Source organism: Sinorhizobium terangae (assembly GCF_009601505.1).
GTDB classification, from domain to species: Bacteria; Pseudomonadota; Alphaproteobacteria; order Rhizobiales; family Rhizobiaceae; genus Sinorhizobium; species Sinorhizobium terangae.
Genome location: NZ_WITC01000117.1, coordinates 1 through 14,620, shown reverse-complemented (window position 1 = coordinate 14,620; position 14,620 = coordinate 1). Strand labels below are relative to the sequence as shown.

Here is a 14,620-nt window from a genome sequence, read left to right as displayed (position 1 = left end):
CCAATGTCCGGTACCGCATCTGCCCAGCAGTTGTTGGAGTATCCTGAGACGGTCCTGAGCGGAGATTTATCGGCGGAACTGCCCAACCCGCTCGAGCGATGCAGAAGGCTTTGCTACGAACGTTCGGGTTGCGCCGGCTTCGACCATGCCTCGGCCACCAATACCTGCCGGATGTTCACGAGCGTCACGTCGGCGCGGCTGTCGCGCGGTTCGTTCGCGTCGACGCGGCAAGCGGTCTCCGGGTACCACGCTCCTGTGAATCTGCCGCCGCCTCTCCTGCCCCAGCCGAGCCAATCTGCATGGCTCCACAACGGTAGCGTCATGGTCCTGCATCAGAAACCCAAGGAGGACGGCAGCAGCGAGATCGAGATCGTCTACGACGTCCCCAAGAACCAGCTCCTGAAGGTCGGCATCCGACCCGGGTCGACCCTGTTCAAGGGTACCCTCGCGGACGGCAGCCTCTTTGGCAACGCGCGGCTGACCAGCAGTCGCTGCGGCATCATCCAATACGAGGTGCAGGGGGTGTTCGACCCGTTGTCGTTGGTTCCGTTCTTCCTTCGCGGGGCCGCGCCCAAACGAGGAAGGGACTGCAATATCGAAAGCTGGAGCACCACCGGAGAGAACGCCAACCTGCGTTTCGACCCGCAATAGGCCACGGAGATTGAGGCGCACCGGAAAATCAGCCGACATCAACCATCGTCGATCTCTTGCCAACGTAACCGTCGAGTCTTGTGAAAGTAAAAGCATGTTCAAAGTAGTCTTCTTGGATTGGACGAATATAGTGCGCACCGTGGTCGCCGCGGTGATAACGGTCGTATCGGCCCAAACGCTCTCCGCCCAGGAAGCAGGGAACGCCGGAGAACTCCTCGATTATCCCGGAACTTTTTTGAACGGACTGGTGACCGCGGAAGTCCTGATGACGCCCGACAAATGCCGAAAGCTATGCACCGACAGGTCAGGTTGCGTGGGCTTCGACCATTCTTCTTCGACGAACCAATGCCGGCTCTTTGGAGGCATAGCTTCGGCCCGCGAGGATACGGCATCAACCGCGGGAACGCGTTACCCAATAACCGGATACAGGGAGCCGACGCCAGCCGCGCGACCGCCCCGTACCTTCGATCACTACGCGAACTATGACCTGTTCGGGTTTGATCTGGACCAGGCGGCCGCCACGTCCCTGACCGAGTGCGAGGATTACTGCCGCGGCAACGAGGAATGCCGGGCCTTTACGTTCAACGAATGGAACCAGAAGTGCTTCCTGAAGAGCGGGACCGCCGAGCTCAGGCTCGAGCCGAGGGCGACGACGGGCGTGTTGGCCGGAACGGCCCATCCCGGCTACAGGAACGCATCGGTCGTCATGGAATACTATCGCGACTACGTCATCAGCGGCAGCCAAATCGGCAATTCACGCGTCGTGAATTCACGGGATCAATGTGAGAGCATGTGCTGGGATCGAGAACAGTGCATAGCCTTCAGCTTTTCGAGAAGGCAGCGCGAGTGTCGGTTGTTTGATCACGCCGACAACCGGTTCCCGAGAGGCGGGATGGAAAGCGGTGCGAAGATTCAACCACGGCCGTGATGTCGGACGCGGAGCGCGAACAATAAAGGAGAGAGAATGCGCCAGTCTGGGAAGGTACGCACAACGGCAAAGGTCGCCACAGCACTCCTTTGTTGCACCCTTTTGTCTTCCATCCCGGTCAGAGTGCTCCTTGCCCAAGAAGCCACGACCGACATTGAACTCCTCAGCTATCCCGGAACGTCGCTCGGCGGCTTGACGACGGCGGCAGCTCCGATGTCCCTCGATGATTGCCGCAAGCTGTGTGTCGACAGGCAGGGTTGCGTCGGATTTGATCATCAGACCTCCACGAACCAATGCCGCCTCTTCGCCGCTATAGGGTCCGCACGTCCCGACCCGGCCTCGAATGCGGGTACGCGCAACACCATCGCGGGTTATCGGGCCCCAACCATGCCACCGAATCAAGAAGGGGCTCAAACCAGCACATTAGATGTTGAACGAGAGGTAGATCAGGCAGGAGCGGTCGAGAAGACCGCAGTCGGAGCTCAAGAGCTGGCAGCGTCTTACGATCCGATGAGAACCGTCACCGCCTTCTACTCCGCGCTTGCCGCGGCAGATGGTGAAAGCGCTTCGGCTCATGTTGTTCCAGAGAAACGCGGCAGAGGGCCGTTCAACGTAGTATCGATTCGGTCCTTCTTCGGAGCGATGTCACAGCCGCTGACCCTGACCGGCACGGCTCTCCGAAGTCGCGACGAAGTTCGGGTCAGCTACGAGTACGTTACGGATCAGGGCAGGCGCTGCCGTGGCAGGGCAGACGTAACTACCGTCTACACGTTTGGGAAGACGCTCATTTCCCAGATCAAGGCTCTCAATGGTTGCTGATCTATGCACTGCGCCTCCCGCTGGTGAGGCCCCATGAAAGTGTTTGGTTTTGGGATTGGAGGGAGCATGCGCCTGTCTGGACACTTCAAGGTACGCATAGCGGCAACTGTCGCCACAGCGGTTCTTTGTTGCATCCTGTTGTTTTCTGTCCCAGTCCATTCGCTCCTTGCCCAACAGGCTACTATTGGCGAACTTCTCCCCTATTCCGGAACGTCATTGGACGGGTTGACGTCCGCAGAACTTAAGAAGTCCCTTGATGACTGCCGAAAGCTGTGTACCGATAGGCGGGGCTGCGCCGGCTTTGATCATAGGGCCTTCACGAACCAATGCCGCCTCTTTGCCGCGATAGAGTCCGCACGTCCAGACCAGGCTTCGAATGCGGGAGCGCGCAATCCGATCGCGGGGTATAGGGTTCCAACCCCGCCGCCAGGCCAGGAAGAGGTTCAAACCAGCGCTTTGGATGTGGAACGGGAGGCAGCTCGAGAAAGGGCCGTCGAGAAGGCGGCCTCTCTGAACCAAGGACCCGGCCGGAAGCCCGAAATTCCTATTGTGATCGAAGCCGATCCCGACTTCGACGCGTGCGGCGCAAACGGTGTGATCGAGGGACTCGACCCAGCAGGCGACGGCTTTCTCGCAGTCAGAAGCGGTCCGGGTGCCAACTATGCTGAACTCGATCGCCTCTATAACGGCGAACGAGTGTATCTCTGCAACGAGAAGGGCAAGTGGCTGGGTATCGTCTACTCAAAGCAGCGGCAAGAGTGTAATGTCTCAACAGGGTGGATTTCGACACAACCTTATACCGGACCGTGCAAATCTGGCTGGGTTCACCGAAACTGGGTGAGACTGCACGCTGGCTAAAAAAATTGTGCGCGAGCGCAGTTTCCAAACAAATGGTACTCACCCTTGTATGAGGCCTGTACCGAGAATTCAGTAGAGCCAAGGGAATTTTTGTTGCTTATTCTTAGATTCCTTCAACACCGATTTGAAATCGTGGTGGGAGTACTTTTTTGCCTCACAGGGGCCGTTGGAGACCACGCTTGGGCGACATCTCCGGCGCGAGTAATTGACGGCGACACGATAGAGCTGAATGGCATTGTTTATCGACTGCATGGGATCGACGCGCCAGAGGCCGGTCAAAAATGCAGCAAGCCGAACGGAAAATCATGGGATTGCGGGAAGGCCGCCATCTCAGCTCTCGAAGAGCTTGTCTTTGGTCAAACCGTCGACTGCGATGACCGTGGTCAAGATGGCTACGGCAGGACAATCGCGGTCTGCAAGGTCGGCGGCGAAGACATCAACGCAACGATGGTTGCGAGCGGTCATGCTTGGGCGTTTCGCAAATATTCCAATGACTATATCGATGTCGAAAATCGGGCCCACCAAAATAGAATCGGAGTTTGGATCACCGACGGCGAAACGGCTCCATGGAACTACCGCGCCCAACGATGGCAACTCGGGCTGCAGGAGGCCCCTGACGGATGCCCGATTAAGGGTAACATTTCTGAAAACGGGCTGATATACCATACGCCTTGGTCGCCTTGGTACAAGAAGACCAAGATTGACGTCAAGGAAGGAGAACGGTGGTTCTGCGACGAAGCGCAGGCGCTTAAAGCCGGCTGGCGCGCACCTTATTGGGGGCGGTAATTCAGAAGCGTCATCGACGGATGCGCCTTCGCTACCCGCCGACCGCCCGTCTTCCGATGCCGTTGTGCCTATCTTCTCCAGTGGTGCCAATCGTAGGACGACCATTCACATCAATACGTCGATACTCGTTGGACATCGGATCATCGGGAAAGTGGCCGTAAGGCGCCATTTCAGATCCTTCGCCTTGAGATCCCATCAGGAGTGGATAGCGGCCTGCACCATGGCAGAGTGAGGTCGCTAGAAAACTCTCTGGAGGCCAATCATGCCGATGACAGCAGATCGAACTCAAGCACAGACCGCTACCCCCGTCGATCTTGGAGCAATTTTCGTTTCGTTGGAATTGAGCAAATCGACATGGCTCGTAACGGCTCTCTCGCCGGGAAGCGAAAAGATGTCTCGCCATACAGTCACCGGAGGCGACATCGCCGGCTTGTTCTCATGTTTTGCCGCCCTTCGCCAGAAAGCGCAGCGGCGTAGGGATAGGCTTTATCCGCTGGTGGTGATCCAAGAGGCTGGGCTCGATGGCTTCTGGTTGGGGCGAGTGCTCAGCAAGGAAGCCTGGATCGAGAGCCATATTGTAGAGGCAGCATCCATTGCCATGCCGCGCCGGCATCGCCGCGCGAAGACGGATCGCATCGACGGCGAAACATTGATACGCGCTCTAGTGGCTTGGAAACGTGGTGAGCCGCGTGCCTGCTCGATGGTCAAACTTCTTACCGCCGAGAGGAAGACATCCGTCGGCTCGGGCGAGAGCGGAAGACCCTGATTGCTGAGCGTATTTTCCACGTCAATCGCATAAGGGGGCTGCTCTTCACTCAAGGCGTTCGAGAGTACGAGCCTTTGCGTCGTGATCGCCGCCAGCGCCTGGAGGAGCTTCGAACTGCAGACGGCAGGATGCTGTCGAAGCACCTCAAAGCCGAAATCTGCCGAGAACTCGATCGCCTCGAATTGTTGCTCACACAAATCAAGGCTGTGGAAGGCGAACGAGATGCGTTGCTGTCCTGCAAAACAGCCGACACACCGACAAGAGCGGCCGCGCTTCTAAGAATTAGGGGAATCGGTCCCGAATTCGCGACGATACTCTACTCGGAGGGTCTGTTCCGACACTTCGACAACCGGCGGCAAGTCGCGGCCTATGCAGGACTTGCTCCTTCTCCTTGGCAAAGCGGTAACGTCAACCGTGAGCAGGGTGTCTCGAAGGCGGGTAATCCGCGTCTGCGAGCGACGATGATCGAGCTCGCCTGGCTTTGGCTGCGGCATCAACCGAACTCCGCGCTGACGTCATGGTTCAAAGAACGCATTGCGCGCAACCGCGGTCGTCTCAAAAAGCCGATGATCGTCGCTCTGGCTCGCAAGTTGCTGGTTGCAATCTGGAAGTACGTGAGCTCCGGCGTCGTAATCGAAGGAGCGGCCATGAAAAATGCCTGAAGCACAATAACTGCTACGGAACGCAGATTCTAATCCTCAGGGCCCGATCAGCCCTGACGGATCCAGGTGAACGGCCCGGGATTCCTTTTGGCTTTAACCGCCGACCTTGAGATTGGTCCCGCTCTCCTGAGCCTGTGCCCGTCGAAAGCGGGAGAATGGTGCAGCCCCTGAAAGCGGCGACCGGATGTGAGGTTGTACAGGCCCGAGGACGGGCCGGTAATTGCTGTGGGCTCAGACCGTGGATCCGTCTACCAAGGAGAACTCAATGCCACCTGAATAAACCATTGACAAAAATCCTGATGTGAAGGGAATCGAACCGCGGACCCTATGCTGCGTTTTGGAATTACCGCCGCGCTCACTGCTTAAAGCAGTTATCGCGGTGCCATCGCAGGAAGTGTGGATGAGGTCTTTCGAAAAGTCGCTGCGGAACGATCGCGCGTCCCGTTTTGTTGATGAGCGACTGGATGCTGTCCGGGTCGTTCACCTGCCGCGAAACGAGAATGTCCAGCTCGTCGGAAAGGCTGATTAGGCCCCGATCGAACATCCAGTGGGCGGTTCCGGAAAGCGCGATGCCATTGCTCAGGATATCAGGACCGTTGGCTTCCACCGGGCGGATATGCGCAGCATCGACTTCGGCACGACCGCCGCCATTAATCAGCTTCAGTCCGGTGATCGCGCATCGCTTGTCGTAGGCTTTGAGGACAAGGCGGCGGAAAAGGCGATTTCGGACAATTCGAGACGTGAGCTGGGCGACGCGATCACGCTCCTGCTCAAGAATAATAAAGGGGGACTGATGCTGGTCCGCAGGGCCAGGCGCCGGATCGACGATTTCCGGCTCACCGACTCGCGGCAACTCCGGCTCCCGTTCATCGAATCCCAGCGAGAGAATGCGATTGAAATCACCCGGAGAGATCGGCCTTACGGCGGACTGCGCCCGTCCGGAGATGCGGCCGTCGTCGTTCAGCACCCCGCGTTCAATCACCGCTTCGGCATTGCTGAAGGGAACCGGGTTAATGAAATCGAGATAGGTCCCGGGCTCAATCAGTGCGAGATACATGCCTGACGCTTTGCGATCCGGAATGACCTCACCCACCTTGGCAATGGCGAAATAGCCGCGCGTCGCCGCAACCTTCCGCGGCTCGTAGTAGACGATCCAATCGCCAATGCAGGCTTCGACACGTCCCAAATACTGGCTCGGAAACTGGTACCGTTCCGCCGGGCTGTCGTCGTAGATCGAATCTGAGCGATGAATGAAAACCCCGAATCCCATGATGCCGATATAGCATGTTCCCGAGCCTACTCGACAGAGTTGTACGCCAGGCACCCATTGGGCGCCACAGTGCATCGTCTGCCATGAAGATTCAGCATTCGTTAACATCATCGCCTTAGCAGGCCACGCCCGGCACCAACCCGCCAAGGATCACGTGAACTGCTTATCGCCATGAGAAACCAGTCTACTTCATCCCCTCATTTCCAGCGCAAGATCTCCGAATTCTGCGATATCCGCTTCGCCCCGGTCGTCACACTGCGGGCGCTAGGGAACATCGGGCCTTATCTCATCAGCCTGATCATCAACCGAAAGACGCCGCCCATGCGGACCGGGCGCATTGGCAGGCGGTCACGGAGGCCTGCGGAGTCGAAGATGAGGTGACGGCGGAGCTGAAAAAGAACCTTCGCTCTGGCCTTGAAGCCATCATCCGGTGGTTGGACAAGGAGCGACCGGAGGAAGATGACCGCCCGGCAGTCGAGCAGCCCAGAAGAAAAATGAAGCCTGCTGGCGGTTCGGCCAAAGTAATGGCGACTCAGCCGAGTTCCTCGGCAGCCACGGCCACCGTCGAACGAGAGCAGGCAAGAACGAAACCGGGCGTTCAGCCAAGGCCGATCGAGGAATTTCCGGCGCCGCTGTTCGACTGGACCGAGGAGCCCGAAGGGTTTCAACAGGCGCTGAGCTATCACATGCGCCGGCACGGCGACAGCTACTGGCATTTGCATCGCGCCATTGTGCGCGAAGAAGATGCCTTCGATCACAAGACGCTCCTAAGTTGGACGAAAGGCACCAAGGTGCCGCGGTCGATCGTGAGCTTCGAGATCCTCTCTCGTATCGAGTGGCGGTACAGACTGCCCGACGGCTACTTCAAAGCCAAGCTGCCGCACCAGGCGCGATCGGCGTCGGGCCACGAGGTTGGAAGCGATATCGGTGCTGCGGAGCGGCGCCGGCTCGCTTGGCATCTACCGGACAACTTCAACAGCCTGCCGTTTGCCAAGCGCGAGGAAATCCTGGAATGGGTTCGCCGGGTGGTCATTTCCGGGTCCACCGACTATCGCCGTTTCCAGTCAATGGCGACCAGGCAGCGATACGCCATACGCTTCCCGGCGATTTCCTACGGCGGAACTCCTTCATCACGAGCGTCGGGAGATAACTTGGATTGGGAGCATGGCGATCACGCGCTAATCGAGGATCCCGACCTTCTCTCCGGTGTGGTCGACGCCCCTCCCCGGCTCGCCACGGAAATGGCCAACCTCATCCGCTTCAAGACGGCGACGCTGACGGCACTCGGGTTCCAGCGAAACGGCGTCTGGGGAGAGGAAACGGCCGCGCAGAAGATCGAGCATCTCGGCCTGATGTTCGGTGCCTTGGCTGCGTCTCCGAAGGGCCCGGTCAAGGGCTTTGGCGTGCCGCTCGGTCAGTTGACTTTCGGTCTGCTGGTCTTTCCGGGTGTCTGGGACTGGTACCTGCAGTGGCGTGAGCGCCGGCGCGGCTTCTACACCACATGGGAAGAGGACATGTTGAGCGTTCTCCTCAACCTGGTGCGTGCCGAAACGGGCTGGCTTGGCAACATCCCGAACTCGTCCGCAATGTAAGGCCAGTCCCCGGATTGATCTCCGCGGCGGAAATCGCAGCAGCGGCGCGAGATTGGCACGCTGCCTGCGAAACCTGCTTCAAACACGCTTCGCATCGTTCGAAGGAGATTCAGCGGGTGATGCGGGTCCATCGGGATCCGTTCGAGCCGATCATGTGCGTGCTCGAGGCCGACAGCCCGCTCGCCGAATATCGCAAGATCACAGATGAGATCCTTAAGCGCATGCCGGACGAGGATCGCTATCCTCGGGCCGCCGCCGAGGCTGTCCGGTCGTTCCTGATGTTGCGCCTGGGCCTGCACCTTGGCCTTCGTCAAAAGAACCTCCGGCAATTGCTCGTCTGCCCGCGCGGGCATTTCCCGACACCGGAGCGCCGCCTCAAGGACATGAAGCGCGGCGAACTTCGCTGGAGCGATCGCGACCGCGGTTGGGAGGTGCTGGTCCCGGCGAACGCCTTCAAGAATGCCAATTCCTCCTTCCTCGGCTCAAAACCCTTCCGGTTGATCCTGCCGGACCTTCTCGATCTCTACAAATACCTCAACGCCTACATCGAGCGGCATTGCGGCGTGCTCCTGGCTGGCGCTGATGATCCCGGCACTCTTTTCGTCAAGACGGTGAAGGCCAACAGCAAGGACGCCGCTTATAACTCGACGACTTTCTACGAAGCCTGGCGCCTGACGATCCAGCGCTATGGCATCTACAACCCTTATACCGGCCGCGGGGCGATCAAGGGGCTGCTGCCGCATGGGCCACATAACGTCCGCGACGTGCTCGCCACCCATATCCTTAAGCAGACGGGTTCCTACGAGCAGGCGAGCTATGCCATCCAGGACACGCCCGAAATGATTGCCAGTCACTATGGCCGCTTTCTGCCCCAGGACAAAGCCGCGCTTGCAGCCAAGATCCTGAACCAGGTGTGGGAGGCCGCGGCTTAATGATGAGCTCGACGCCAGGGGCCGAGTAAAGGAACCACGTCAGTCCACGGCAATGATATAACGCCTCGTCGACCTAAGCCTCTATCCTATTGTTTTCATTATTGTCTGTTAGAGAGAAGCTTCGGATTCTGACAAAACCAGGATAAAAACTAGCGACTGAACTTGCGCTCCGGCGAAACGACAGCCGCTAACCAAGCATTCAAAACGCGGATAAAAATCCGCACGGAATGTTCAGCGGCATCGCATTGTTTTTTATGGAAAATTTCTGTGGCTTCCGCTCGGGGTAAGGGGTCTGAAACACTCGAATCTGATATAAGGGGGATAAAACGGGGACATATCATGCCGATCCACGACCCCTGCGCACTTCTAAACCGCCTGCTGGAAGAACCCACCGAAAGCACATGGTTGGAATTCAAGGTCGACAACAAGGATCCACGCGAGATCGGGGAATATGTTTCGGCGCTTGCGAATTCGGCCATGCTCGCCGGTAGAGATCGCGCTTTTCTCGTCTTCGGAGTGGAGGATCGCACAAAGAGGCGAGTTGGTACCGAGCTTCGTCTGCAGCAACAGAAACAGGGCAATGAGGATTTCACCAACTGGCTGGCCCGAATGGTCGAGCCGCGAGTGTTCATTGAGGTTCTGGACTTTGTCTGCGATGGCTTAGCCTATTCCGTCGTTGCAATTGAACCGTCTTATGAGCGGCCTGTAAAATTCGCCGGGACGGAATTTGTCCGGATCGGCGAAAACAAGAAAAAGCTCGCTGAGTTTGCCGAGCACGAGCGTGCTCTCTGGATAGCGACCGGTCGCCGGCGTTTCGAAACCGCAGTTGCGTCATCGAACGTCACCGCGGACGATGTGCTCGTTATGCTTGACCCGGATCCCATCTACGATCTGACGGCTGAACCCAAACCGAAAAATCCTCAGGAAATCATTCGAAAGATGGTCGATGCTGGCTTCCTTCTCGATAATCTGGAAGGACGTTTCGACATCACCAATCTCGGCGCAATCATGTTGGCCCGTGATGTCACGGCTTTCCCATCCATTGCTGGCAAGACTGTTCGCATCGTCAAATACTCGGGCCGTGACAAATCACGTTCCGACTTCGAACAGGAAGGCAAGAAGGGATACGCCGTTGGCTTTACCGGAATGATGCGGTTTCTGATGGAGCGACTACCTAAAGAGGAAAAATACATTGATGGCGTACGGCGAATGGTGCCGCATTTCCCGGAAACGGCCGTCCGTGAAGTCATCGCCAACGCTCTCATACATCAGGATTTCATGGCGACTGGCGTCGGCCCCGTTGTCGAGATTTATGAGAACCGCATCGAAGTCACCAATCCCGGCAATTCCCTGATCAGCACCGACCGCATTCTCGATGAACGCCGCTCGAGAAACGAGAAGCTCGCTGCGACGATGCGTTCGTTCGGGCTTTGCGAGGAGCGCGGGGGTGGCCTTGACAAAACACTGATCGAAATTGAAGCGCAGCACCTGCCCGCTCCTGACTTCATTTCATCTGAGAATTCGATGCGGGTCGTGCTGTTCGCACCGAAACCCTTTGGCCAGATGTCGAAGGCTGAGAAGTTGCGAGCATGCTTCTTTCATTGCGTCCTGCGCTGGCTCACCCATGATTACATGAGCAACGCCACGCTCAGAGAGCGGTTCTCATTGGCACCGGAAGAGTATCAGGCTGTGTCCGCCGTCATCGGCGAGTCAATCAAGCTCGGCCGCATTGCACCTGCCGATCCCGACCAGGGAAAACGGAACGCAAGATATGTGCCCTACTGGGCTGCTTGAGCTTTTTCAACGAGTGAAGGGATTCAAACCGTCGGCTCCTTATATTGGCATGCTTGCAGAGATTGACCCGGTTCGACGATGCCCCCCGAGAGCTCTCGTACATAAGGAGACAAATCCGGACCCGTTAAGGTAGTATGGGGGCATCTAGCATTGCGTTTGAAAAGGGTAGCTGACATTGAGAGGCTTTGGTGCGGCAATCTGATCTTCGTGGCGGCCAAGCCTCAATAATGTCTGTGAGATCCGATGGTGGGGAACATGTCGATGGTGGAAGCGGAGCTGATGTCGATCGATGCAGAAAGATATAAGCGACACTGTCGGTGCATATGACGCTCACGCCGGCGCCTTCGCGGCCCAATACGAGAGCGTGTCGGCCGAAACAGTTCACTCTGCATTGCTCGAATACATTCGCCGTGATTCCAATCTGATCGCCCTGGATGTAGGCGGAGGGTCCGGCCGAGATGCGGCATGGCTTGCCTCTCTCGGCTACGAAGTGGTCGCGGCCGAGCCGGCGACCGGCATGCGCATCGAGGCGCAGCGACGCAACGCTCACCCGCGGATTCGGTGGCTCGATGACCGCCTGCCGGATCTGGCCGTTGTGCATCGCCTCGGCCTGGCATTCGACCTGATCCTGCTCAGCGCCGTATGGATGCATGTGCCACCCCCTGCACGGGCGCGCGCTTTTCGAAAGCTTGCGACCCTGCTCAAACCCGGCGGCATCGTCCTTATCAGCCTGCGCGAGGGTCCGTCCGAGCCAGACCGACCGATGTGGCCGACACCGCTTGGCGAGGTGGAGGCGCTCGCCCGCACTCACGGCCTTGCTGTCTTGCGAGCCGTTACCAGCGAGGACCAGCTCGGCCGCAACGAGGTGCGATGGACTGGAATATGTCTGCGCCTGCCAGATGACGGAGCCGGCGCTCTCCCACTGCTGCGAGGTGTCATCCTTAATGACGAGAAGTCTTCCACCTATAAGCTCGGCCTTCTCCGGGCGGTGGCGCGAGTCGCCGACGCGACGCCCGCGCTCGCCATTCAGCACGCCGACGAGGATGTAGTCGATATACCCCTCGGAATGGTCGCCCTGAATTGGATCCGCACGTACCTGCCGCTCGTCAGCGCCGGGTTGCCGCAGATGCCCGGCAACTCGGGCCCGGACGGCTTGGGCTTCGCCAAGGCGGGCTTCCGTGAGTTGTTAGCCTACAAGGTCGTAGGCCAGGATCTGCGTATCGGGGCGCGTTTCATCGGCGACCGAGCCGCCGCTGTGGCGCGCGCATTGGCAGAAGCCCAACGCACCATTGCGGACATGCCGGCCAACTACACCCGGTTCCCGAACTCAGAGGTCAGGGTTTTTCGGGCGGCCCCCTCCACCGCACCGCGCATCAGGGGCGACCTGACGCTGGATCGCGAGATGCTCGCAGCCTATGGGAGCCTTACGGTTCCAGGCCATATCTGGCGGACGCTCCAGCGACTCGGCCCATGGGTCGAGCCGGTGCTGGTTGACGAGTGGGCGCGCCTTGTGCGCGCTTACGGCGAACGGATGGGTCGTCTCGTATCGCATGGCGAAGTCGAAGCTGCCCTCGCTTGGCTCGACCCGGCCCGAGACACTCTTCTCGCACGATCGACGGCTAAGCGCATGCTCGAGCAAGGACGACCGGTCACTTGCGTGTGGACTGGAGTAAAGCTCGGTCCAGGAATGCTGGACATTGATCACTGCCTGCCTTGGTCGGTCTGGCCTTGTGGCGATCTCTGGAATCTGCTTCCAGCCTCACCGCGGGTCAATCAGCACCTCAAGCGTGATCGGCTGCCCTCGGCGTCAGCTCTGGCAGCGGCGCGGGAGAGTATTATCGCCTGGTGGGAGCAAGCCTGGCTCCCTGACCAGGCGCTTCAGCCCCGGTTCGAGCGAGAAATCGCGGCGGCGCTCCCAGTCGGCACCGGTGCCACCACCGAAGACATTTTTGCCGCCCTTGAATGGAGGCGTCTGCGCCTGCGGCATGACCAGCAAGTGCCAGAGTGGGTAGGCGTTCGAACAGTGGCTGTCGAGGATTCGTTCTGACCCGGATGGACTGCAGGCCAGGGACGCGCTCTTGAGTAGAGATTTCGACTGGCCACAGTCTGCGCCTGAAAGCGATGGATGAAGATTCCGGGCCGGTGCCACATTCAAGCCATCTCAGATTTCTCGGCCGCCGCTCTGAAAATGTCGTCACGTAAGCGCCGAGCGTGCCGTACTGTCTAACTCTTTTGTGTAGCTTTTCGCCGATGTTCCCACGCGCTTTACTATCTTCGCGCGAAATCGCGGAGAGGGGGCATGCACTATCGCCAGAGGTCGGTGCTTTTCGCGGCACCTGGACTAGTTATCGCAGCGGTCGCGCTAGCTGCTTCCGGCGGCATGACCCTGGGCGATATCGAGAAGCCAGAGCTTCTAATCGCCGCTCTGTGTGTTGGCTTCATCTTCGGCATGGCCGTTGAGGAGCTCCTATCCACGATGCGAAGGCAGGGGTGGCGCACAAAGAACCGATCACGCTGGGAGAAAACAGGCACAAGAGCAAGCATTGTCCCTGGACCTTGGCTTCCGACGCCTGTTCCGGAGCCGCCGAAACCAATTGATGCTGCGGATCAGTTGCGAATTGTTATGGGCTCGAACTTCACGATTCAGCCGCTCCTGAACAAGAGCGAAGCGCGCGTTTTAAGGGAACTCGACCGCATCGTGATTGGATGCAATCCCTCTTGGCAGGTCATGGCGCAGGTTTCGTTAGGCGAGATCCTTCGCAGCAAGGATGCGGACGCTTATCGTTGCATCAACGCGAAGCGAGTCGATCTACTGCTGGTGGACGGCAGCTGTCAGCCTCGGCACGTCATCGAATATCAGGGTGGAGCGCATCATCAAGGCGCCGCGGCTGCGCGCGACGCGGTCAAGAAAGAGGCGTTGCGACGCGCCGGGATCGGCTATTACGAAGTGGTGGCTGGCCAAACTACTCCGTCTGAACTCAGGCGGTTGGTCGAGAAGCTCGTGGACAAGCCGAATGTCGCCTAGCCCCTGCTCCGTCGATGCAGACCGGCGCACCGCTGGTCTGTCTGCGAAAAAAACCACGGACGCGTGCGCGGTCGACGCCCTGCCGCTTGCCCCAGCGCGAATTGGAGGCTTGATTGATGCCTCCATCGCCCGTCGTCCGTGACATGAAGTTGGATTTCTCGGCCCTCCGGGAGAACCTGTTTCCAGCCAGTCACGGGGCGATCGGCGACTTGGCTTGCATTCCCCTGGCATCGTGACCGAACTAACAGAATTCAGGCGCACAAGGTTCATTCGTCACAGGCCATTGCCATTGATGTGTTTGGCACGCCAAGGTGAGCATTGATCGCGATCGAGTTCTCGATGCCATTGCCCGGCGCGTGGGCGTGTGCGCTTAATCCCTCGCCGAGTGCTTGCTTCTGTCCGCAGTCGGAGCTTTGCCGCTGCTCTATGGGGTCTGCTGAGGACCGGTTGGCCAATCTTTTAGAGGCGCAGTCACCGGGTGCTGCTCGTCGCATAGCGGCCTAACCCATCCATCGTCCCGGCGAAGGGACCTTGCTG

Annotated in this window: 9 protein-coding genes and 3 pseudogenes; 11 read left to right on the top strand and 1 reads right to left on the bottom strand. The window is 58.7% G+C overall.

What is annotated here, in order from left to right; all coding sequences use genetic code 11:
• The first annotated feature begins 3 nt into the window (after window positions 1–3).
• The 6 genes and pseudogenes from GHK62_RS26665 to GHK62_RS26640 all read left to right on the top strand — a co-directional run bounded on the left by GHK62_RS26665 (window position 4) and on the right by GHK62_RS26640 (window position 5,470).
• Window positions 4–651 (top strand): PAN domain-containing protein, encoded by a 648-nt coding sequence (locus GHK62_RS26665; RefSeq protein WP_167528372.1) that lies wholly within the window; start codon window positions 4–6, stop codon window positions 649–651.
• 10 nt (window positions 652–661) lie between these two features.
• Window positions 662–1,579, top strand: coding sequence for a PAN domain-containing protein (locus GHK62_RS26660; RefSeq protein WP_184109001.1), 918 nt, complete (start codon window positions 662–664; stop codon window positions 1,577–1,579).
• Between the two features lie 36 nt (window positions 1,580–1,615).
• On the top strand, window positions 1,616–2,398 hold the full coding sequence (locus GHK62_RS26655; protein ID WP_153442005.1) for a PAN domain-containing protein: 783 nt from the start codon (window positions 1,616–1,618) through the stop codon (window positions 2,396–2,398).
• A gap of 33 nt (window positions 2,399–2,431) precedes the next feature.
• A complete protein-coding gene (locus GHK62_RS34575) occupies window positions 2,432–3,256 on the top strand; it encodes a PAN domain-containing protein (protein WP_234887074.1) in 825 nt (274 codons plus the stop codon).
• Window positions 3,257–3,388: 132 nt separating this feature from the next.
• Entirely contained in the window at window positions 3,389–4,042 is a 654-nt protein-coding gene (locus tag GHK62_RS26645) for a thermonuclease family protein (RefSeq protein WP_380786183.1), read from the top strand.
• A gap of 262 nt (window positions 4,043–4,304) precedes the next feature.
• Window positions 4,305–5,470 (top strand): annotated as a pseudogene (locus GHK62_RS26640) (IS110 family RNA-guided transposase).
• A 355-nt stretch (window positions 5,471–5,825) separates the two neighbouring features.
• Here GHK62_RS26640 and GHK62_RS26635 read toward each other — a convergent pair.
• Entirely contained in the window at window positions 5,826–6,740 is a 915-nt protein-coding gene (locus tag GHK62_RS26635) for an HNH endonuclease (RefSeq protein ID WP_153442033.1), read from the bottom strand.
• Window positions 6,741–6,911: 171 nt separating this feature from the next.
• Here GHK62_RS26635 and GHK62_RS33750 point away from each other — a divergent pair.
• The 5 genes and pseudogenes from GHK62_RS33750 to GHK62_RS34570 form a co-directional block, all read left to right on the top strand.
• Window positions 6,912–9,264: pseudogene (locus GHK62_RS33750) on the top strand (hypothetical protein).
• A gap of 339 nt (window positions 9,265–9,603) precedes the next feature.
• Entirely contained in the window at window positions 9,604–11,058 is a 1,455-nt protein-coding gene (locus GHK62_RS26610) for an ATP-binding protein (protein WP_153442001.1), read from the top strand.
• A 289-nt stretch (window positions 11,059–11,347) separates the two neighbouring features.
• Window positions 11,348–13,105, top strand: coding sequence for a class I SAM-dependent methyltransferase (locus GHK62_RS33745; RefSeq protein ID WP_167528371.1), 1,758 nt, complete (start codon window positions 11,348–11,350; stop codon window positions 13,103–13,105).
• A gap of 252 nt (window positions 13,106–13,357) precedes the next feature.
• A complete protein-coding gene (locus GHK62_RS26595) occupies window positions 13,358–14,083 on the top strand; it encodes a DUF2726 domain-containing protein (RefSeq protein WP_153442000.1) in 726 nt (241 codons plus the stop codon).
• A 143-nt stretch (window positions 14,084–14,226) separates the two neighbouring features.
• Window positions 14,227–14,448, top strand: a pseudogene (locus GHK62_RS34570) (PGN_0703 family putative restriction endonuclease); the annotation flags it as partial.
• Between the last annotated feature and the right edge of the window lie 172 nt (window positions 14,449–14,620).